Annotated in this window: 21 protein-coding genes, 1 other RNA gene and 1 other annotated feature; of the genes, 12 read left to right on the top strand and 10 right to left on the bottom strand. The window is 53.4% G+C overall.

Annotated elements, in window-relative coordinates:
• Positions 1 to 16: 16 nt before the first annotated feature.
• Complete coding sequence (gene amtB, locus EH206_RS16725; RefSeq protein WP_009114004.1) at positions 17 to 1,303, top strand: ammonium transporter AmtB; 1,287 nt, start codon at positions 17 to 19, stop codon at positions 1,301 to 1,303.
• Positions 1,304 to 1,520: 217 nt separating this feature from the next.
• Here the strand turns inward: amtB and tesB are convergent, their stop codons facing one another.
• A complete protein-coding gene (tesB, locus tag EH206_RS16720; RefSeq protein ID WP_009114003.1) occupies positions 1,521 to 2,390 on the bottom strand; it encodes an acyl-CoA thioesterase II in 870 nt (289 codons plus the stop codon).
• A gap of 317 nt (positions 2,391 to 2,707) precedes the next feature.
• Here tesB and EH206_RS16715 point away from each other — a divergent pair, with 317 nt between their 5' ends.
• Positions 2,708 to 3,259: a YbaY family lipoprotein gene (locus EH206_RS16715; RefSeq protein WP_009114002.1), complete on the top strand. Its 552-nt coding sequence runs from the start codon at positions 2,708 to 2,710 to the stop codon at positions 3,257 to 3,259.
• A gap of 27 nt (positions 3,260 to 3,286) precedes the next feature.
• On the opposite strand, the gene EH206_RS16710 is transcribed toward EH206_RS16715, so the two are convergent.
• On the bottom strand, positions 3,287 to 3,607 hold the full coding sequence (locus tag EH206_RS16710) for an MGMT family protein (protein ID WP_009114001.1): 321 nt from the start codon (positions 3,605 to 3,607) through the stop codon (positions 3,287 to 3,289).
• A gap of 167 nt (positions 3,608 to 3,774) precedes the next feature.
• Here EH206_RS16710 and ffs point away from each other — a divergent pair.
• Positions 3,775 to 3,871, top strand: an RNA gene (gene ffs, locus EH206_RS16705) — signal recognition particle sRNA small type.
• A gap of 275 nt (positions 3,872 to 4,146) precedes the next feature.
• Here the strand turns inward: ffs and EH206_RS16700 are convergent.
• The 6 genes from EH206_RS16700 to EH206_RS16675 form a co-directional block, all read right to left on the bottom strand.
• The gene (locus tag EH206_RS16700; RefSeq protein WP_009114000.1) at positions 4,147 to 4,350 is read right to left on the bottom strand and encodes an HHA domain-containing protein; all 204 of its coding nucleotides are present in this window, start codon (positions 4,348 to 4,350) and stop codon (positions 4,147 to 4,149) included.
• A gap of 56 nt (positions 4,351 to 4,406) precedes the next feature.
• Complete coding sequence (gene tomB, locus EH206_RS16695; protein ID WP_009113999.1) at positions 4,407 to 4,775, bottom strand: Hha toxicity modulator TomB; 369 nt, start codon at positions 4,773 to 4,775, stop codon at positions 4,407 to 4,409.
• Positions 4,776 to 5,285: 510 nt separating this feature from the next.
• Positions 5,286 to 5,429 carry a type B 50S ribosomal protein L36 gene (gene ykgO / locus EH206_RS16690; protein WP_009113998.1) on the bottom strand — a complete coding sequence of 48 codons (144 nt, stop codon included), beginning with the start codon at positions 5,427 to 5,429 and terminating at the stop codon, positions 5,286 to 5,288.
• 18 nt (positions 5,430 to 5,447) lie between these two features.
• The gene (locus EH206_RS16685; protein WP_009113997.1) at positions 5,448 to 5,696 is read right to left on the bottom strand and encodes a type B 50S ribosomal protein L31; all 249 of its coding nucleotides are present in this window, start codon (positions 5,694 to 5,696) and stop codon (positions 5,448 to 5,450) included.
• Positions 5,697 to 5,876: 180 nt separating this feature from the next.
• Positions 5,877 to 9,026: an efflux RND transporter permease subunit gene (locus tag EH206_RS16680; RefSeq protein WP_009113996.1), complete on the bottom strand. Its 3,150-nt coding sequence runs from the start codon at positions 9,024 to 9,026 to the stop codon at positions 5,877 to 5,879.
• 16 nt (positions 9,027 to 9,042) lie between these two features.
• Positions 9,043 to 10,233 (bottom strand): efflux RND transporter periplasmic adaptor subunit, encoded by a 1,191-nt coding sequence (locus EH206_RS16675; RefSeq protein WP_009113995.1) that lies wholly within the window; start codon positions 10,231 to 10,233, stop codon positions 9,043 to 9,045.
• A 142-nt stretch (positions 10,234 to 10,375) separates the two neighbouring features.
• Here EH206_RS16675 and acrR point away from each other — a divergent pair, with 142 nt between their 5' ends.
• Positions 10,376 to 11,050, top strand: coding sequence for a multidrug efflux transporter transcriptional repressor AcrR (gene acrR, locus EH206_RS16670; protein ID WP_009113994.1), 675 nt, complete (start codon positions 10,376 to 10,378; stop codon positions 11,048 to 11,050).
• A gap of 22 nt (positions 11,051 to 11,072) precedes the next feature.
• On the opposite strand, the gene rsmS is transcribed toward acrR, so the two are convergent.
• Together rsmS and priC are read right to left on the bottom strand one after the other, a co-directional pair.
• Positions 11,073 to 11,237 carry a pleiotropic regulatory protein RsmS gene (gene rsmS / locus EH206_RS16665; RefSeq protein ID WP_009113993.1) on the bottom strand — a complete coding sequence of 55 codons (165 nt, stop codon included), beginning with the start codon at positions 11,235 to 11,237 and terminating at the stop codon, positions 11,073 to 11,075.
• 58 nt (positions 11,238 to 11,295) lie between these two features.
• A complete protein-coding gene (gene priC, locus EH206_RS16660; RefSeq protein ID WP_009113992.1) occupies positions 11,296 to 11,832 on the bottom strand; it encodes a primosomal replication protein PriC in 537 nt (178 codons plus the stop codon).
• 196 nt (positions 11,833 to 12,028) lie between these two features.
• On the opposite strand from priC, the gene EH206_RS16655 reads away from it, so the two are divergent.
• The 8 genes from EH206_RS16655 to htpG all read left to right on the top strand — a co-directional run bounded on the left by EH206_RS16655 (position 12,029) and on the right by htpG (position 21,374).
• Positions 12,029 to 12,406, top strand: a complete 378-nt coding sequence (locus tag EH206_RS16655) for a DUF454 family protein (RefSeq protein ID WP_009113991.1) — start codon at positions 12,029 to 12,031, stop codon at positions 12,404 to 12,406.
• A gap of 176 nt (positions 12,407 to 12,582) precedes the next feature.
• Entirely contained in the window at positions 12,583 to 13,134 is a 552-nt protein-coding gene (gene apt / locus EH206_RS16650) for an adenine phosphoribosyltransferase (protein WP_009113990.1), read from the top strand.
• A gap of 74 nt (positions 13,135 to 13,208) precedes the next feature.
• Complete coding sequence (dnaX, locus tag EH206_RS16645) at positions 13,209 to 15,176, top strand: DNA polymerase III subunit gamma/tau (protein ID WP_009113989.1); 1,968 nt, start codon at positions 13,209 to 13,211, stop codon at positions 15,174 to 15,176.
• Positions 14,506 to 14,570, top strand: a sequence feature (DnaX frameshifting element). Its footprint overlaps the gene before it by 65 nt.
• A 42-nt stretch (positions 15,177 to 15,218) precedes the next feature.
• Complete coding sequence (locus EH206_RS16640; protein ID WP_009113988.1) at positions 15,219 to 15,548, top strand: YbaB/EbfC family nucleoid-associated protein; 330 nt, start codon at positions 15,219 to 15,221, stop codon at positions 15,546 to 15,548.
• Entirely contained in the window at positions 15,548 to 16,153 is a 606-nt protein-coding gene (gene recR, locus EH206_RS16635) for a recombination mediator RecR (protein WP_009113987.1), read from the top strand. The genes EH206_RS16640 and recR overlap by 1 nt, the downstream gene beginning before the upstream one ends.
• A 385-nt stretch (positions 16,154 to 16,538) precedes the next feature.
• On the top strand, positions 16,539 to 18,020 hold the full coding sequence (locus EH206_RS16630) for a PTS transporter subunit EIIC (RefSeq protein WP_198008299.1): 1,482 nt from the start codon (positions 16,539 to 16,541) through the stop codon (positions 18,018 to 18,020).
• Between the two features lie 12 nt (positions 18,021 to 18,032).
• Entirely contained in the window at positions 18,033 to 19,301 is a 1,269-nt protein-coding gene (locus EH206_RS16625) for a glycoside hydrolase family 140 protein (RefSeq protein ID WP_009113985.1), read from the top strand.
• 189 nt (positions 19,302 to 19,490) lie between these two features.
• Positions 19,491 to 21,374 (top strand): molecular chaperone HtpG, encoded by a 1,884-nt coding sequence (gene htpG, locus EH206_RS16620; RefSeq protein WP_198008365.1) that lies wholly within the window; start codon positions 19,491 to 19,493, stop codon positions 21,372 to 21,374.
• The last annotated feature ends 4 nt before the right edge of the window (positions 21,375 to 21,378 follow it).

The following is a 21,378-nucleotide window of genomic DNA, read 5'->3' as shown; positions in this document are numbered from 1 at the left end:
ATAGGGATGGATGAAAATGAAAAAACTTGTCTCCTCATTGGGTCTTGGTGTGGCTGCTTTGCTCCCGTCTTGGGCGATGGCCGCGGCACCAACGATCGATAAAGCGGATAATGCTTTTATTATGATTTGTACCGCGCTGGTACTTTTTATGACTATACCTGGAATCGCGCTGTTTTATGGCGGTTTGATTCGCGCCAAGAACGTCCTTTCCATGCTGTCACAGGTAATAATTTCTTTTGCACTGGTGTGTATTTTATGGGTCGTCTACGGCTATAGCCTGGCCTTTAGCGAAGGTAACGCTTTCTTCGGCGGTTTTGCCAACTTCCTGCTGAAGGGAATTGCCGTTGATTCGATTACCGGTACATTTTATCAGTACGTGCATGTGGCTTATCAGGCTTCTTTCGCCTGCATCACCGTGGCGCTGATTGTGGGAGCCATCGCCGAGCGTATCCGTTTTTCCGCGGTGCTGATCTTCGTCGCGCTGTGGCTGACGTTCTCTTACCTGCCGATGACCCATATGGTGTGGGGCGGCGGCTATCTGGCCGCTGACGGCGCGCTGGACTTCGCCGGCGGTACGGTGGTGCATATCAACGCCGCGGTTGCCGGTCTGGTCGGCGCCTACCTGTTGGGCAAACGTGCCGGTTTCGGTAAAGAAGCGCTGAAGCCGCACAATCTGCCGATGGTGTTTATCGGTACGGCGATCCTGTATATCGGTTGGTTCGGCTTTAACGCCGGTTCCGCCGGTGCGGCAAATGAGATTGCCGGTCTGGCTTTCCTGAATACGGTGGTGGCGACCGCCGCGGCGATCCTGGCATGGGTTGCCGGCGAGTGGCTGGTTCGCGGTAAGCCTTCGCTGCTGGGTGCCTGTTCGGGCTGTATCGCCGGCCTGGTCGCCATTACTCCTGCCGCAGGGACGGTGGGCGTCGGCGGGGCGTTGATTATTGGCCTGGCCGGTGGTTTTGCCGGCCTGTGGGGCGTAACCGTACTGAAAAGATGGCTGCGCGTTGATGACCCCTGCGATGTGTTCGGCGTTCACGGCGTCTGCGGTATCGTAGGTTGTATTCTGACCGGCGTATTCAGCTCCGCTTCTCTGGGGGGGACGGGGTATGCGGAAGGCGTGACCATGGCTCACCAGGTTTGGGTACAGCTGTTCAGCGTTATTGTCTGCTTCGTATGGTCCGGCGTGGCGGCTTTCATCGCTTTCAAAGTGGCCGATCTGGTTGTTGGACTGCGCGTACCGGAAGAGCAGGAGCGCGAAGGTCTGGACGTCAACAGCCATGGCGAGAATGCTTACAACCAGTAAGTAGTGTGAATATATATTGATCGGCAGGGCGCAGGATAATCTCCGCGCCCTGTTTTTTATGACGGGCTGTCCTGCCCGTCACCCTACGGGCCGTCGCAAACGACGTTGAAAATCGCTCCCGGCGATTTTTTATGACGGGCTGTCCTGCCCGTCACCCTACGGGCCGTCGCAAACGACGTTGAAAATCGCTCCCGGCGATTTTTTATGACGGGCTGTCCTATTTGCCCGCGGAGAGGCGGCGCATAACGCCTTCCTGTACGCTGGAAGCGACCAGTACGCCTTCACGGGTATAAAACTGTCCGCGCACAAACCCCCGGGCTCCCGAGGCGGAAGTGCTTTCCACGCTATACAGCAGCCAGTCATCGAGACGGCATGGGCGATGAAACCACATCGAGTGATCGATGGTGGCAACCTGAATACCCGGTTCGAGAAAGGCGATGCCGTGCGGCTGTAATGCGGTTAACAGAAAATTGCAGTCGGATGTATAGCCAAGCAGATATTGATGCACGCGTTCATCGTCCGGCAACGGGCCGTTGGCGCGGCACCAGACATGTCGTATCGGTTCTTCCACTTTTCCTTGCAGCGGGTTATGAAATTTTACCGGGCGCATCTCAATGGCTCTCGGCTGGGTGAACTTATCACGAAACTGCGGCGGCAGCAGGTGCGCCATGCTTTGAGCAATATCCTGCTCCGATCTGAGCTCTTCCGGCGGGGTAACCACCGGCATCACATTTTGATGTTCTAAGCCCTCTTCATGGCTCTGGAATGAGGCCGTCATATAGAAAATCGGCTTGCCATTCTGGATGGCGTTGACCCGGCGCGCGCTGAAACTATTGCCGTCGCGCAGATTTTCCACATCATAAATAATGGGTTTGCGGCTATCGCCCGGTAACAGAAAGTAGCTGTGAAATGAATGGATGCCGCGCTCCGTCGGCACGGTCTGTTTGGCCGCTGACAGCGACTGGCTCACCACTTGTCCGCCAAAGACCTGGCGCAGTCCTAAATCATCGCTTTGTCCCCGGAATAATCCTTCCTCGATTTTTTCCAGATTAAGGAGGTCGAGAAGGTTTTTTAATGCCTGGCTCATACTGTCGGCCTCATTGGTTACACGTTATTTAGAAAGTGAAAACCCATTACGCATTTTAAATGGGGGCTAACGGGTTGATATAAGTAATTTAAATCATAAACCAGGAAAATATCAGAATTTTGTACCATCATTATTCTATTAAGTAACCCATACTACTTATACCCTTTATTTTTCAGGTTGCAGGTGTGTTCCCGGTCACTGGGGGGGTATTTGATTGCTGTCTTCCCGCACCCTGAAGTATGACGGGTATATTGGGTATAGCGAAGTCGGTTTCTTTGATACCGGCATTCCGACAATAATAAAAGGAGACTGATCGCATGAAATTATGGCATATCGCAGGTGGAATCATGGTATCGATGGCGTTGACCGCCTGTGCGGAGAAGAGTGATTATGGCGTTTCTCCTCATACCGGCGCACCGGTAACCTCCACTTCCGCTCAGCATACAACCATATCTCAGCCGGCCGTTACCGGGACGGTGAATATTCGTCAGCGCATCGCCTTACCGGCTAATGCGGTGGTAACGGTGACGGTGTCCGATGCGTCGCTGGCGGATGCGCCTTCAAAAGTGATTGCCCAGCGAGTAACTCGTACCGAGGGGAAACAGGCGCCTTTCCAGTTTGTGTTGCCGTATAATCCGGCCGATATCCAACCTAAAGCGCGTATTTTACTCAGCGCGGCCGTGGCGATAGATAACCGAGTAGTGCTGGTGACGGAGAATGTTTTACCGGTTATCACCAATGGCGTGAATAATGCCGATCTGGTCCTGGTACCGGTACCTTCCGTGCCTTTACCTGCGCACAACTCGGCGCCATTGTCGTCGGAACCGCCGTCGATAACGCCATCACAACCGGTTCAATCCTCCTGGTGATTTATCCAAACGGTACGCACCGCGATTTTACGGCGCGTACCGCCAACGGAACCTGTCAAGATCGATTCTCCCCTCTCGGGTAAAGCTCACTCCTTCAGCCCGTAACGCTGATTTCTGGCGCTGATGGTCGCCGCCGACCAGCGATATCTCGCCTTTGCGGTTTATCACCCGGTGCCAGGGGAGTTTACTGTCCTCGGGCAAACGTTTTAGTACTCCGCCGACCTGTCTCGATGCCCGAGGAGAGCCGGTCAGCAGCGCCACATCGCCATAGGTCGCCACTTTCCCGTAAGGAATAGCGGCCACGATTTGAAAAACGCGTTGGCGAAAAGCGTCATTTTCCCCTGTCATCCAAGGATTCCTGTATTCAATTGATGTAAAAACCTATAGTGGCATAGCGGGCTGAGCAAGAAAACAACGTTCAGACGGCGTTAGCTTGCAATTGGCCTGTCCATCACCCATAATGCCCGTCGCTTCGTTGTAACGAATGTTTGGCGGGGCACTGTCAATGGGGGCCCTGTCGGTTCTCCCGCAACACTACCCTGTGGACTCGGTCAGGTCCGGAAGGAAGCAGCCGCAGCAGGAGACGTGTGTGCCGGGATGTAGCTGGCAGGGCCTCCACCAATTTCTACCCGCGATTCACTCTGCAAGCCATTCCTGCAACTCGATTTATTTGGGGTATATCTGTTTTATTGCTGATTGGGGATAAGATATATCGATTTAATAATCTTTATAAAAAAACAGTATTCTAATTATTTCTTTTATCAGAAATACAGTTTGTTACAAATTTGCTTTATTCAATCGTTAAAAAGACAATAAAAACAAAGGCCGATAATGTTATCGGCGCAATGTATTTTTTATACCAGTGGTTATGTGCTTTACGTCAAAAATTAACGGACGTATTTCCATACAGCGGTAGGGACTTTATCATAAAGTTTGTTCATCGTCAGTTCTGCCAGACGATGATCCGCTGCGGAATAGAACATCTCCAGTTCATCGTTAGAGAGCTCATACTTATTTTTCTCTATAACGCGTTCCAGCGTGTCAATGGTTGTGCATTTACGCAAACGCATCAAATAATCGATTTTTTTCATGTTGGCCTTTATGCGAACAGTACCTGGTGGTTAATAAATATAAGATAAATTATTGCTTAAGTTTTAGCAGGCGTACAGATGTTCCCTTCTGAGAACATTCCGAATAATCTTTTTTTAGATTTCTGCCATCCGCGCAGCTCGGCATCATTGATACCGTAGTTGCTAAATAGTACGTAGGTATCATCTAAATACTGTTCAACCTGCTGAGAAAGCTCGCTTTCATTAGGATACTTTATTTTAAATGTGAGAATAAATGTAGCTATATGCTCAATAAGTTCATTTAACTGGAGGTTGATCGCAGATGTTGGGTCATTGACCCAGCAGTGACTGCTATCGCCTAACGTTGCAACGCTTTCATCGCATAGATTTTCACATAAGAATCTGAGTTGGGCAATATCATAATGTTTGGGTGTGTACTCATCCATATCAATCCCTCCGTTAAGCCGTTATTCAGTAACGCCTGGCAGACAGGCAGACTGACAAAACTCATAAGAGAATAGTCTTGACCATGCTTCTACAATCATGGTGTCTACAAGCAAGATTTCAACGTCTGGGATTTCGACAACCACAATTTAGCCTGCAATGGTTTTTGCACCTCCCGATATCACAGAATATCTTTTGGTTTTAATCAAAACAAGTAACGCCTATGGCATGGCGCACCGATGCAGGTTACGCCGCACTGTATATAACTATAGCAAAAGAGCCGCTAAGGTTCGCGAACATTAGAGGAGGTTTTTCGCGCTATTTGTGATGATTAAATCACAAAACTTTTCGGTAAGGGAATAGTGAATGAGTAATATTGTATTATACCCGTCATACTTCAAGCTGCAGGTGCGTTGGCTGCATTACTCGGCCCCTCCCTGGGCCTCGCCCGTAAAGGGCCAACGCTCTGCGCTGTTCAAAACGATAACGTTTTGTCCTGCAACTCGAATGGATTAGCCTTTTTTCTTTTTCCTGCCCTGTACGGCGTTAAAGCGCGGGTTGGTTTTACATATTACGTAGATACGTCCGCGGCGACGTACCACGATGCAGTCTTTATGGCGGTTTTTCGCCGAGCGCAACGAACTAAGCACCTGCATTTGAATCTCCTCGCTTGTTTATTTGAAGAAATGGCCAAAACGCTGCTGAAAGCGCGCGGTGCTGCCCTCTTTAGCATACTCTTTCTGTTTCCCGGTGTAGTAAGGATGGGAAGCAGAAGAAACATCAATGGTGACGTAGGGATAACTCACGCCTTCCAATTCGATCGTGCGCTCGGTTTTAATGGTTGAACCGATCCTGTAATAGGTATCGGCGCTGGTATCATGAAATACCACGCTCCTGTAGTCAGGATGAATGCCTGTTTTCATATCGCCTCATTTGTTATGTTATAACATATCCTAATGTTGCGCTTTTTTATTGTGAAGATCAACCATGATATTTATAGGATCGGGGGGGGGGGAGGGGCAGAGCATGGGCTGCGCGAGGTATGCAATAGGGGGAAGGGGAGGAAAAGGCCGCGGTTGCGGCCTTTTCAAATAGAGAACGGATTAGCGATGCTCTATATGCTGATCAGGTTGTTCCGCATCTTCGTTTTTCTTGCCGAAGCGGCGGCGGACCACCACGAAGAATACCGGAACGAAGAAGATAGCCAGCACGGTTGCGGTAATCATCCCGCCCATTACGCCGGTACCAACGGCGTTCTGCGCGCCGGAACCTGCGCCAGAGCTGATAACCAGCGGCACAACCCCGAGGATAAAGGCCAGGGAGGTCATCAGGATGGGACGCAAACGCATGCGCACCGCATCCAGCGTCGCCTCGATCAGGCCTTTTCCTTCTTTCTCCATCAGGTCCTTGGCGAATTCGACGATCAGTATGGCGTTCTTCGCCGATAACCCAATGGTTGTCAGCATGCCCACCTTAAAGTAGACGTCGTTTTCCAGCCCGCGCATGGAGGCGGCAACCACTGCGCCCAGAATCCCCAGCGGCACGACCAGCATGACCGAGAAGGGAATCGACCAGCTTTCATACAGCGCGGCCAGACACAGGAACACCACAATCAGCGAGATGGTATACAGCGCCGGAGCCTGGTTACCGGACAGCCGTTCCTGATAGGACATGCCGGTCCATTCATAGCCAATGCCCTGCGGCAGCTTGGTGACAAACTCTTCCATCAGCGCCATGGCTTCACCGGTACTTTTACCCGGCGTGGGTTCCCCTTGAATCTGCATGGATGGCTGGCCGTTATAGCGTTCCAGACGCGGCGAGCCGTATTCCCAGTGGCTTTGCGAGAACGAGGAGAACGGCACCATCTGGCCGTTGCTGCCGCGTACATACCAGTTTTTGATATCGTCGGGTAACATACGGAATGGCGCGTCGCCCTGTACGTAGACTTTTTTCACCCGGCCGCGGTCGATAAAGTCATTCACATAGGTACCACCCAGCGCCGTCGCCAGCGTAGCGTTGATATCCGACAGGGCAACGCCAAGCGCCTCGGCTTTTTCCTTATCGACATCGAGCCGGAACTGCGGGGTATCTTCCATGCCGTTGGGACGTACCTGCACCAGCGTATCCGGCCGCTGAGCGGCCATGCCCAGCAGTTGGTTACGCGCCTCGGTAAGTTTTTCATGCCCCAGGTTGGCCTGGTCGATAAGCTGGAAGTCAAAGCCTGTCGCCGTGCCCAGCTCGACAATCGCCGGGATGTTGGCGGCAATAACGATACTTTCCTTGATCTGGCTGAAGGCGGCGTTGGCCCGGGCCGCAATAGCGGCAACCTTATTCTCCGAGCCGCTACGCTCGCCCCAATCTTTCAGACTGACGAACGCCAGGCCAGAGTTCTGACCGCGTCCGGCAAAACCGAAGCCATTGACGGAAAACACCGATTGAACCGTCTCTTTCTCATTATCCAGATAGTGCCTGGTTATCCTATCCAGCACTTTCTGGGTATTTTCCTGCGTCCCTCCAGCCGGCAATTGCACGATGTTGAGCAAAACGCCCTGATCTTCATCCGGCAGGAAGGAGCTGGGCAGACGCATAAACAGGAACGCCAGGCCGACGACAATCAGCAGATAGAGCAACAGATAGCGACCGGTACTGCGCAGAATGTTGCCGATGCTGTCGGTATAGTGGTGCGTACTTTTCTCGAACAGGTTGTTAAACCAGCCAAAGAATCCGGTTTTGGCGCCGTGATCGCCTTTGGCGATTGGTTTTAGCAGCGTGGCGCAGAGCGCCGGCGTTAAAATCAACGCCACCAGCACCGACAGCACCATCGCGGAAACAATGGTGATGGAGAACTGACGGTAGATGGCGCCGGTTGAACCGCCGGTGAACGCCATCGGCACAAATACCGCCGAAAGGACCAGCGCGATACCGACTAATGCGCCCTGTATCTGCCCCATCGATTTTCTGGTGGCTTCTTTGGGCGGCAGCCCTTCCTCCACCATCACACGCTCGACGTTTTCCACCACCACAATGGCGTCATCCACCAGCAGCCCGATCGCCAGGACCATCGCAAACATGGTTAGCGTATTGATGGAATAGCCGAATACCGACAGGATGGCGAACGTCCCCAACAGTACGACAGGTACGGCAATGGTTGGGATCAGGGTGGCGCGAAAGTTCTGCAGGAACAGATACATCACCAGGAACACCAGCACAATGGCTTCCACCAGCGTTTTCACCACTTCGTTAATGGAGATTTGCACGAAAGGCGTGGTGTCATAGGGGTAAACCACTTTCAGTCCGCTCGGGAAGAACTCCTGCAGGCGAGAGAACTCGGCTTTTACCGCTGAAGCGGTATTCAGCGCGTTGGCGCCGGTCGCCAGTTTAATCCCGATACCGGCGGCTGGCTGGCCGTTGTAGCGCGCAATGATGTCGTAGCTTTCACCGCCAAGCTCGACGCGCGCCACGTCTTTCAGGCGTACCTGCGAACCGTCGGCGTTAACCTTCAGTAAAATGTTGGAAAACTCTTCCGGTGATTGCAAGCGCGTCTGCGCGATGATCGAGGCATTCAACTGCTGGCCGGCGACCGGCGGCGAACCGCCCAACTGACCGGCGGCAATCTGGTTGTTTTGTACGGTAATGGCCGTGGTGACATCACCGGTGGTCAGTTGATAGTTGTTCAGCTTGTTCGGATCCAGCCAGATACGCATGGCGTACTGAGCGCCGAACAGTTGGGCATCGCCGACGCCGTTGATACGGCTGATGGGATCCAGCACATTGGCGGCCGTATAGTCGGCAATATCCTGCTGGGTCATTTTGCCATCCTCGCTGATGAAGGCGGCGATCATCAGGAAGCTGCTGCTGGATTTCTGAACACTGACGCCCTGCTGCTGAACTTCCTGCGGCAGTAAAGGCATTGCCAACTGGAGCTTGTTCTGTACCTGAACCTGCGCGATATCAGGATCGGTTTCCGCCTCAAAGGTCAGCGTAAGCTGAACCGTACCTGATGAGTCGCTACTGGAGGACATATACATCAGGTTATCGATACCGTTCATATTCTGTTCGATAACCTGCGTTACCGAGTCTTGCAGCGTTGAGGCATCCGCCCCTGGATAGGTTGCCGTAATTTCAATCGCTGGGGGAGCGATTGTCGGGTATTGCGCGACAGGCAAATTCACAATCGCCAACGCGCCGGCCAACATCACCACGATGGCGATTACCCATGCAAAAATGGGTCGATCTATAAAAAACTTAGCCATGAATTACCGGCTCCTGTTAAGACTTCGCGGGTTCAGCCTGAGACTGCTGTGGCTGCTCGTTATCTTGAGCGACTTCTTTTCCTGTTACCTGAATACCGGGTTGAATCTTTTGCAAACCGGTCACAATGATGCGATCGCCGGCTTTCAAACCGTCGGTGACGAGCCATTTATTACCCACAGCTTTTGATGTGGTCACGTTGCGAGCCTCAACCTTATCACCTTCACCAATGACCATTGCGGTTGCCTCGCCGCGCGCATTACGGGTAATGCCCATTTGTGGAGCCAGCAATGCGTCGTCTTTCACGCCGGAATCCAGGCGAGCTCGGACAAACATGCCGGGTAAAATATCGTGTTGCGGGTTAGGGAAAATCGCCCTCAGGGTGATAGAGCCGGTGGTTTCATCCACGGTGACATCGGAAAATTCCAATGTGCCGGACTGCGCATATTCAGAACCGTTATCCAGCAGCAGGCGAACGTTGGCTTTGCCTTCGCTTTGTTTCAGCGTGCCGTCTTCCAGTTCTTTTTTCAGGCGCAGGAAGTCATTGCTTGATTGGGTTACATCGACGTAAATCGGATCGAGTTGTTGTACTGTGGTTAACGCCGTGGTCTGGCCGGTGGAAACCAGCGCGCCTTCCGTTACCGTTGATTTTCCCACCCGGCCGGATATCGGCGCGTTGACTTTGGTGTAGGCAAGATTGATTTGCGCATTATCCACCGCGGCCTGGGCGGCCTGAACGCTGGCGTCGGCCTGACGCAACGTGGCGACGGCCTGATCGTAATCCTGTTTGCTGATGTAATTGGTTCCCAGCAGCGGTTTATAGCGGTTAACCGTCAGGCGGGCGATTTCGGCGCTTGCCTGAGCCTGGGCCAGTGAACCTTTGGCGCTATTGTAATCGGCCTGATAGGGCGCCGGATCGATTTGATACAGCGATGAACCCGCCTGGACGTCACTGCCCTCGGTAAAATTGCGCTTGAGAATAATACCGCCGACCTGAGGGCGGACTTCCGCGATACGATAAGCGTTGGTGCGTCCTGGCAAATCGGTCGTCACATTGAGAGTTTGCGCTTTCAGCGTTACGATGCCGACTTCGGGGGGCTGTTGTTGCGCCCCTGCCTGTTGTTCACTATTATCACATCCCGCGAGAATTAAGCCGCCAGAAAGCATCAGAACTGCCGCCAGAGGCGTTAGCCCTCTGTTTTTGTTCATAGATAAACCTCAAGTGTCCGATTTGAAATTGACCAATGGATCACGCGTTTTAAAACCCATTGCTGCGCTAATCTTATGTTGATGCTATGTTACATACATACTCGAATGTATGTAAATCATCCTTTGTTTCAAATACAACGATATGGCACGAAAAACCAAACAACAGGCTCAGGAAACCCGACAACAGATACTGGATGCTGCGTTGAGAGTGTTCTCAGAGCACGGCGTGTCCGCAACATCGCTGGCTGACATTGCCGCCGCCTCAGGGGTAACCCGCGGCGCTATTTACTGGCATTTTAAAAATAAAGCCGAACTGTTTGACGAAATATGGATCCAGGCCGAGTTGAAACTCAGTCAGTTCGAATTAGAGTATCAAACAAAATTTCCTGATAATCCACTCCATGTGATGCGTGAGCTGTTGATTTATATGCTCCGTTCAACGGTGAATGATAATCAGTGGCGGTTGATGATGGAGATTGTATTTCATAAATGCGAGTTTGTTGGTGAAATGCTACCCTCTTTCAACGCCCGCAAAGAGCTTTATTTCGGCTGCTACTCCGATATTGAAAGCCATTTAATGCGCTGTATTCGCATGGGATTGCTGCCCGAGGATATTCAACCCCGTCGGGCCGCCGTCGCGCTGCGTGCTTATTTTTCCGGCCTGATGGAAAACTGGTTGTTTATGCCGGAAAGCTTCGATCTCGCGCGGGACGCCCCGATACTGGTTGATTCCTTTATCGATATGCTGCGCTTCAGCGCGTCGTTTCGCCAGTCCGCGTCAATGGAAGCCTATTCGGTAAGAAGAGGGGAGGGGTGATTCTCCGTGCCGGACGGGCCTCCTAGTCGACCGCGTCGCCTTTTTCCCGCCGCGCTTTTTGCTGCAAGTCTTTACGCACAATCTCCAGGGCGGCCAGCGCCACCAGCGGGTCGATGTGGTTATCCTCCAGCAGCATAATCAGATCGACCGCCAGCTTGATTTCCGGAGCCGCATTTTCCAGTGACATTTCGCCCCCTTTCAGGCTTGTATAGATATAGCAGAGAATAAAAAGAACCCGCCGGAGTTTACAATCCCTGCTCCCGGCGTTCAATTACTCGCTCCAGGCGAGACAAGGCCTGGCGGCATCGGGTCAGCCGTCCTTCCAGCGCCGCCAGCTCTTTTTGCAGGCGTTGCCGCTCGCCCGGTCGAGTTTCAGCGTTCAGCAAGCTTTCCCGGTCGTGGATCATGGACAGCAAGCGCCGCTCATAGTCCTGGTGTTCGGCCAGTTTATGGTAAAGATCCGGCGATGGCGTTGCCGTCGCCCGCTCCTGACGTCGCAGAGACTGCGTCGCCAGTTCGCGTTGCAGCGCCGTGATTTGTCTCACCAGTTTATCGGCCATAAACGCCACCCGATCGGAATGTTGATCGGCGACCAACTGCCTGATGGATTGCAGATTCTGCTCAACCTCATGGAAATAATCTTTCAACCGTGTGCCATAGCTGCTGAACAACTGACGATCGAAGCGTGATTGCGCCACTGGCTTATCCGCCAGCGGCGCGATCGCTTTCGCCAGCGTGTCGATTTGTTGTTCAAGCACCAGCAGCAGTTTGTGGGTATTCACTCTGTTCCCTATACCTATATTGGCTTGTCTAAGCCGATAGCCTAGCTTGCCCGGGAATAACGTCCGACACAACTTATTCACCGGGATATGCAGATTTCCGCAGCGCCATTAACAGACGACCAATGTTGATGATAGAGTGTGGTTGGCGGGGTGCGCTTTATTTACCCATTAACAGCGGACAGACAAAAAGGTGAATATGTATCGCGCGTTGCTGATTGTCATAGGGTGGGTGGCCGTCGTTCTGGCAACGTTGGGCGTGGTATTGCCTTTGTTGCCGACCACGCCCTTTTTATTGTTGGCCGCCTGGTGTTTTGCCCATTCGTCGCCGCGTTTCCATCATTGGCTGCTGTATCGTTCCTGGTTCGGGGGATATTTGCGTCACTGGCAGCGATACCGGGCTTTGCCGCCCGGCGCGAAATGGAAAGCGGTTATGGTTATTTTATTGACTTTTGCTCTCTCCCTCTGGCTGGTTAAAATCAACTGGGTTAGAGTCTTGTTATTGGTGATCCTGGCGATTTTGCTGACGTTTATGCTTCGTCTGCCGGTGGTGGATGACCATAAAAAAATACGCTGAGATCGTGGGGACGTGTTGCATTTATCGGCCAGTTTGACTAGATTTGAGCGTTTTCGTGCGCGGACCGCCACTTTTCCTGTTTTGAAAACCGCCGTTACCGTCGGATATTGGCGGAAGGATGGGCGGGAAGCGGCCGGCATTGGTATGAGCAGAACGTTTTATCAGGCACAGAGATGATGACCGCAACGGCGCAACAACAAGAATTGATTAAAAACAGTATCAAAAGCATTCCCGATTATCCGAAGCCGGGCATACTGTTCCGTGACGTAACCAGCCTGCTGGAAGATCCGACGGCGTATGCCGCCAGTATTGATATGCTGGCGAAGCGCTATCGTAATACGGGGATTACCAAGGTGGTGGGAACTGAAGCGCGCGGCTTTCTGTTTGGCGCGCCGGTTGCATTGGCGTTGGGCGTCGGATTTGTTCCGGTGCGTAAACCGGGCAAATTGCCGCGTCCGATCATCAGCGAAAGCTACGAACTGGAATATGGTTCGGATAGCCTGGAAATTCATGCGGATGCGATTAACGCCAAGGATAACGTCCTGGTTATCGACGATCTGCTGGCAACGGGCGGAACGGTAGAGGCCACGGTAAAACTGATCCGTCGTCTCGGCGGCGCGGTAACCGACGCCGCATTCGTTATCAATCTGTTCGATCTGGGCGGCGCGCAGCGCCTGGAAGCGATGGGCGTAACCTGCCATAGCCTGGTCGACTTCCCCGGTCATTAATCACAACGGTCTCGCCGATAACCGCGCGGCTGTGTTAGCATGGCCTCCTCAATAACTCGACTGTTGCGGTATTGATGAGCTATCAGGTTCTTGCCCGTAAGTGGCGTCCCCAAACCTTTGCTGATGTCGTCGGTCAGGAGCATGTCCTGACCGCCTTAGCCAATGGCCTTTCTTTAGGCAGAATTCATCACGCCTATCTGTTTTCCGGTACGCGCGGCGTCGGCAAAACCACCATCGCCCGCCTGCTGGCGAAAGGACTCAACTGTGAAAACGGCGTAACGGCGACGCCCTGCGGTAAGTGCGATAATTGCCGTGAAATCGAACAAGGCCGCTTTGTGGATTTGATCGAAATCGATGCCGCTTCCCGCACCAAGGTCGAGGATACCCGCGACCTGCTGGACAACGTGCAGTATGCCCCGGCGCGCGGGCGTTTCAAGGTATACCTGATCGATGAAGTGCATATGCTGTCGCGCCACAGTTTTAATGCGCTGCTGAAAACGCTGGAAGAGCCGCCGCCGCACGTAAAATTCCTGCTGGCGACCACCGATCCGCAAAAGCTGCCGGTGACGATCCTGTCGCGCTGCTTGCAGTTTCACCTTAAGGCGCTGGATGTTGAACAGATCCGCGCCCATTTAGAACGCGTTTTGCACGCCGAGCAACTGGAGAGCGAGCCAAGGGCGCTGCAACTGCTGGCCCGCGCCGCCGACGGCAGCCTGCGCGATGCGCTCAGCCTCGCCGATCAGGCGATCGCCATGGGGCAGGGGCAGGTGACGACGGCCTCGGTCAGCCAGATGCTGGGAACCCTGGACGACGAGCAACCGCTGGCGATCATTGAAGCGCTGGTGCAGGCCGACGGCGCGCGCGTGATGTCTTTGCTCGATCAGGCGGCGGCGCGCGGCGTCGACTGGGAGTCGCTGCTGGTTGAAACCCTGACGCTATTGCATCGCATTGCGATGGTTCAACTGCTGCCGGCCGCGCTGAGCAATGATTATGCGGCGGTTGAAGCCCGCCTGCGGGATCTGGCCCGCACTCTGCCGCCGGCGGACTTGCAGCTCTACTACCAGACATTGCTGATTGGCCGCAAAGAGCTCTCTTATGCGCCGGATCGCCGTATGGGCGTGGAAATGACGCTGCTGCGCGCGCTGGCCTTTCATCCCCAGCAGATTATTGAAACGCCGGTAACGCCGGCTGAGGTGCCGCCGCAGTCCGCGCCGGCGGCTAACCCGGCGTTAGCCGCCGGGCGGCAGGAAAGCGCGCCGGAGCCGTCCTCGCCTTCCGCCGCTGAACCGCCTGAGCCGCAACCGCCGGCCGATGACGGGCTTTCCGACGCCACGTCGCAGCTGTTGCAGGCACGCAGCCAACTGTTGCGTAAGCAGGGGGCGACCCCGCCAAAAAAAACTGAGCCGGCGGCGTTAAATAAAACGCGGCCGGCGAATTCGGCACTTGAGCGTTTAGCCTCGGTGACCGAGCTCAGCATGCAGCGCAAAAGCGCGGCAGACGGCGCATCGGCCGCGGCAAAGAAACCGGAAGCCTATCGCTGGCGGGCGCAGAACAAGGTGGAGGACGTCAAAACCGATGTCGCCACGCCGAAAGCGCTGCGTTCGGCGCTGGAGCATGAAAAAACGCCCGAACTGGCGGCGCGCCTGGCGCAAGAGGCGATGGAGCGCGATGAGTGGGCGGCGGAAATCAATCGCCTGCCGTTGCCGAAACTGGTGCAACAGCTGGCGTTAAATGCGTTCAGGGAGTGCCCGCAGGCCGGTAAAATACAGCTACATCTGCGCTCTGCCCAGCGCCATCTCAACTCGCCGGCGGCGCAGCAAACCCTGACGGAAGCCTTGACGGCGCACTATGGCCGCGCCATCGAGCTGTCGGTGATCGAAGACGACAACCCGGCGGTGCTGACGCCGCTGGAGTGGCGCCAGGCAATTTATGAAGAAAAGCTGGCGCAGGCGCGCCAGTCGATTATGGCTGATAATACGATTCAAACGCTGCGGCGTTTCTTTGATGCGGAACTGGACGAAGAGAGTATCCGCCCTGTTTAACCGCTGCGTGTGCGCAGCCCGACGTGAGATAGAGAGAAAACTATGTTTGGTAAAGGTGGAATTGGCAATCTGATGAAGCAGGCCCAGCAGATGCAGGAAAAAATGCAGCAGATGCAGGAAGAGATTGCAAATCTGGAAGTCACCGGCGAATCGGGCGCGGGGCTGGTCAAAATCACCATCAACGGCGCGCACAACTGCCGCCGGGTGGAGATCGATCCCAGCCTGATGGAGGACGACAAAGAGATGCTGGAGGACCTGATCGCCGCGGCGTTCAACGATGCCGCCCGTCGCGTTGCTGAAACGCAGAAGGAAAAAATGGCGTCGGTTTCCAGCGGCATGCAGTTGCCGCCGGGTTTTAAGATGCCGTTCTGATGCAAACCAGTCCGCTTCTTGAATCGTTGATGGAGGCGCTGCGCTGTTTACCGGGCGTCGGACCGAAGTCCGCCCAGCGTATGGCGTTTCAGCTGTTGCAGCGCGACCGCAGCGGGGGAATGCGTTTGGCGCAGGCGCTGACCCGCGCGATGTCTGAAATCGGTCACTGTGCGGATTGCCGCACCTTTACCGAACAGGAGGTGTGTTCGATCTGCTCGAACCCCAGGCGCCAGCAAAACGGTCAAATCTGCGTGGTGGAAAGCCCGGCGGATATCCACGCCGTCGAGCAGACCGGGCAGTTTGCCGGGCGTTACTTCGTGCTGATGGGGCATCTGTCGCCGCTGGACGGCATCGGCCCGGATGATATCGGGCTGGGGCGGCTGGAAGAGCGGCTGCAAAGCGAGTCCGTCAGCGAAGTGATTCTGGCCACCAACCCGACGGTGGAGGGCGACGCGACGGCCAACTATATTGCCGAACTGTGCGCGCAGTACGGCGTGATGGCCAGCCGCATCGCGCACGGCGTGCCAGTCGGCGGCGAACTGGAAATGGTGGACGGCACCACATTGTCCCATTCGCTGGCCGGGCGTCAGCCTTTCCGGTTTTAATTCTTATAGCCGCTGTTTGGCGGCTACCTCCTGATGTTTCTTATCCGTTTATCGCTTGTTTTAATGCGTTTCAGTCTCCCGCCAACAGATCAACTTCTCGTCGAATTGAAGCCGTTATTATATTTTTTCGACGTTAAACGCCTTTTCTTCCTGAGAAATGCGGGTATTTGACGTTCTGTGATCCTTTTCTCCTTTCAAGATGCCGGATATGGACAAAAGCGTTTTTTGAACGCATAGTTGCCTTGAATAATAAATCCATTGTGAATATATATTCATAATCGGTAGTATCCCGGCGAAAAGCGAACGTAACCGTGCGATCTTATGTGTTGTAAGCGCGGTTTATCTATAACTGTCGAACGCCGTCGTGACGGGCCATGGTAGTGGGATGACGAATACATTCAACAAAACAGCCCCTGGCAAAGAGTTGTTTGCACGCCATGCCATTAATGCTACTTACCTTTTAACAAGGCGAGAGAATATGGATTACCCGAAACTGGCTCAAACTATACTGAAAGAAATAGGCGGCAATGACAATATCGTCAGCGTTATGCATTGCGCTACCCGACTGCGTTTTCAATTGAAGGATGAAGCGCTTCCAATCAAAGAACGTCTTGAAGCCATCCAAGGCGTTTTAACGGTAATCTACAGTGGTGGGCAGGTTCAGCTTGTTATTGGCGAACATGTTAATAAGGTTTATCTGGAGTTACAGAAAGGAATAACGTCTTTGGCGCCGCCAGAACCTATCCCGGTAAAAAAAGGCAATCTATTTGAAGCGTTTGTTGGCATTATTTCCGGCGTTTTTCTGCCCGTACTGGGGGTGATTGCCGCGTCAGGGATATTGAAAGGATTTCTGACCGCGGCGCTGATCACCGGGTTGATGAATAAGGATGAAGGCACTTATCAGATTCTTTTTGTTGCTTCTGACGCCATGTTTTATTTTATGCCCGTTATTTTAGGATTTTCAGCCGGGAAAACATTTAATACCAACCCGTACATTACCGCGACCATCGGCGCGGCATTGGTGTACCCGGCTGTTATCCAGCTTCATCAGGCGGGAACGCCTTTAAGCTTTCTACATCTTCCGGTCATGTTAATGAACTATGTGCAGTCGGTGATCCCTATTATTATCGCTGCCTGGTTTACCGCCCGACTGGATCGCCTGCTGCAAAGAGTTATTCCGGTGAATCTCCAGCTTATTTTTGTTCCTTTTTTCCTGCTGATTATTGTCATACCTGCGACGCTGCTGGCTATTGGTCCGATCTCTATCTACGCCAGTAAGTTGCTTGCAGATGGATCGCTGGCGCTTTATCACTTAAGCCCGGTTGTTGCGGGATTCCTGCTGGCGGGCATCTGGCAGATTGCGGTGATTTTCGGACTGCATTGGGCCTTTATTCCTATCTTTATTAACAACATTGCCGTTTATGGCTTTGATCCCATCAATGCGTTGCTGTATTGCACCGTCTTTGCTCAGACCGGTGCCGCGCTTGCCGTCGCCATTAAAACACGTCAAACCGAGCTGAAATCTATCGCCTATACCGCCTCGTTATCCGGCTTTCTCGGCATTACCGAACCCGCTATCTATGGCGTTAATTTACCCTCGAGAAAACCTTTCATTATGGCTTCTATCGGTTCAGCGGCCGGCGGAGCCGTTGCCGGATTCTTCAGCGCCAAAATGTTTGGCGGGTTTGCAACCGGCGGGGTGTTCGGTATTCCGATGTTTATTAGCGCAGAAGGCGCGGACTGGGGTTTCTACGGTTTTTGTATTTCACTTTTTGTCGCATTTTTAGTGGCCTCTTTGCTGACCATCACCATCGGTTATAAAAATAATCCGGTTGCGCTATTCAATAAAAGTGGTTCAGCGTCTTGAGGAGAAAACGGCATGTTAAGTATTCATAAAAACGGAAAAGCGTTTCTTCATCATGGCAAGCCGTTTTTTTATCTGGCGGATACGGTATGGAGTGCTTTCACCAATATCCGCGAGGAAGAGTGGGAATATTATCTCGATTATCGCAAACGGCAGGGGTTCACGGTATTACAGATAAATATCTTGCCGCAGTGGGACAGAAGCAAAGGGCGTGAGCACCTTCATCCTTATATACAGAACGACGATGGTTATGATTTTACCATGTGCAATGCGGCTTATTTTCAACATGCCGAGCACATGGTAAAACTGGCGACGGAAAAAGGATTCGTCGTGGCGTTGGTATTATTGTGGTGTTCATATGTTCCTGATACCTGGGCGGATAAATTACGAAGAACGGTCGTGATGCCGAAAGATTGCGTTGAGTCTTATGTAGAAACCGTCGATCGCTACTTCTCAAAATATCACCCGATCTATATGGTCAGCGGCGATACGGATTTCGAATCCGACGATATTATCGACTACTATGAAATCGCCTTGAACAAGGTTAAGGCGCTGGCGCCGGAGAGCCTGGCTACGCTGCATATCCGGGGACGTCTGGATACCATCCCGTCACGGCTGGAAGAGAACCCTAATCTTGATTTCTGGTGCTATCAGTCCGGGCATAATGCGCAATTTCAATCGACGGCCTATACGTTGGCGCAATGTTTTTCCGCCAAAATACCGCCTAAACCCGTCATTAATTCCGAGCCTTGTTATGAAATGATCAGCTATAGCCGCCAGCAATATGGCCGCTTTACCCGTTTTGACGTGCGTCGAGCCGCATGGCAGAGCATTTTGTCGGGGGCGGGCGCAGGGGTCAGCTATGGCGCGCACGGTATCTGGAACTGGCATGAAAAAGGTCTTAGTTACGGTGTCGCGCTGGGGGAAGGTTTTTTATCTCCCTATTTATGGCGAGAGGCGATTCATTTTCCCGCAGCCTGGGACTATTCGTTTATTAAGGATTTTATTTCTCAGCATGGGCTATTTGACCTGTCGCCATTCGCAGGACTGATTGATGCGCCGGCTGAAATCAGGGCCGCGCGCCAGAAAAATACATTACTGGTTTATATGCCTTTTAATATCGAATTGTCTCTGAGACCGGAGATGAAGGTAGAACGTATCAGCGTGATTGAACTGGAAAGCCGGCGTACCATGTCGCTTGACGCCACCTTGGCGGATGAGCGGATGCATTTGCCTATGCATGCCTTTCAGGGCGACTGCCTGTACGTGATATCCGGTAACTGAACTAGGCCAGGAGGTTGTTTATGGCGCCGTACGCGAAGCCGCGGTCGTTTTCGGGTGCGGCGTTTGCCTTATAACATATTGGAAATGCCGCGTTAGCCCTTGAAATTATCGCGGCTTATCCCCACTTCATGCTCATCGCCAATGTAATCAGCCTGAATAATATTAGGATTGAGGTAAGCAATAATGAGTATGAAAGGCCAAGAAACCCGCGGATTCCAGTCTGAAGTAAAGCAACTGCTGCACTTGATGATCCATTCACTCTATTCCAACAAAGAAATCTTTCTGCGTGAACTGATCTCCAATGCCTCCGATGCGGCGGACAAATTACGTTTTCGCGCGCTCTCCTCGCCTGAATTATACGAGGGCGACGGTGAGCTGCGCGTGCGTGTTGCCACCGATAAGGAAAAACGCACGCTGACCATTTCCGACAACGGCATCGGGATGAGCCGCGATGAGGTGATCGATAACCTCGGCACCATCGCCAAATCCGGCACCAAGTCATTTCTGGAATCGCTGGGTTCCGATCAGGTAAAAGACAGCCAGTTGATCGGTCAGTTCGGGGTGGGGTTCTACTCCGCCTTTATCGTCGCCGATAAAGTGACCGTGCGCACCCGCGCCGCGGGCGCCGCCGCCGATCGGGGCGTGTTCTGGGAATCCGCCGGTGAAGGGGATTACACCATTGCCGACATCACCAAAGAAGATCGCGGCACCGAAATCACCCTGCACCTGCGCGAGGGCGAAGATGAGTTCCTCGATGACTGGCGCGTCCGTTCCATCATCAGCAAATACTCCGACCATATCGCTTTGCCGGTGGAAATCGAGTCCCGCCAGGAGAGCGAGGAAGAGGACAGCGAAGCCACGGTGAGCTGGGAAAAGATTAACAAGGCGCAGGCGCTGTGGACGCGCAGCAAATCCGAAATCAGCGATGAAGAATATACCGAATTCTATAAGCATATCGCCCATGACTTTACCGATCCGCTGACCTGGAGCCACAACCGGGTGGAGGGGAAACAGGAATATACCAGCCTGCTGTACATTCCCGCCCAGGCGCCGTGGGATATGTGGAACCGCGACCATAAGCACGGTCTGAAACTTTATGTGCAGCGCGTGTTTATCATGGATGACGCGGAACAGTTTATGCCCAACTACCTGCGCTTCGTGCGCGGCCTGATTGATTCCAATGACCTGCCGCTCAACGTTTCCCGCGAAATTCTGCAAGACAGCCGCGTTACCCAGAATCTGCGCAATGCGCTGACCAAGCGCGTCTTGCAGATGCTGGAAAAACTGGCGCAGGACGATAAGGACAAATATCAGACGTTCTGGCAGCAGTTCGGCCTGGTGCTGAAAGAGGGGCCGGCGGAAGATGGCGGCAACCGGGAAGCCATCGCCAAGCTGCTGCGTTTTGCCACCACCCATTCGGATAGCTCGGCGCAGACCGTTTCGCTGGAAGAGTACGTCGGCCGTATGGTGGAAGGGCAGGAGAAAATCTATTACATCACCGCCGACAGCTATGCCGCGGCGAAGAGCAGCCCGCATCTGGAGCTGTTCCGCAAGAAAGGCATTGAGGTGCTGCTGCTCTCTGATCGCATCGACGAATGGATGATGAGCTACCTGACGGAGTTCGACGGTAAGCACTTCCAGTCCGTCAGCAAAGCGGATGAGGCGCTGGACAAGCTGGCGGATGAAGAAACCGATGCGCAGAAAGAAGCGGAAAAAGCGCTGGAGCCTTTCGTTGAGCGCGTAAAAACGCTGCTGGGCGATCGGGTGAAAGAGGTTCGTCTGACCCACCGTTTGACGGATACGCCGGCGATTGTCACCACCGACGCCAACGAAATGAGCACCCAGATGGCGAAACTCTTCGCCGCCGCCGGGCAACAGGCGCCGGAAGTGAAGTATATTTTTGAACTTAACCCGGATCATGCGCTGGTCAGGCGCGCCTCCGACGTGAGCGACGACGCGCAGTTCGCCGAGTGGGTTGAACTGCTGCTGGATCAGGCTTTGCTGGCCGAGCGCGGTACGCTGGACGATCCGAACCAGTTTATCCGCCGCATGAATCAGTTACTGAGCGCCTGATGTT

The sequence above is a fragment of the Brenneria nigrifluens DSM 30175 = ATCC 13028 genome, assembly GCF_005484965.1.
Taxonomy (GTDB): Bacteria; Pseudomonadota; Gammaproteobacteria; order Enterobacterales; family Enterobacteriaceae; genus Brenneria; species Brenneria nigrifluens.
This window is presented reverse-complemented; position numbering and strand designations above follow the sequence as displayed.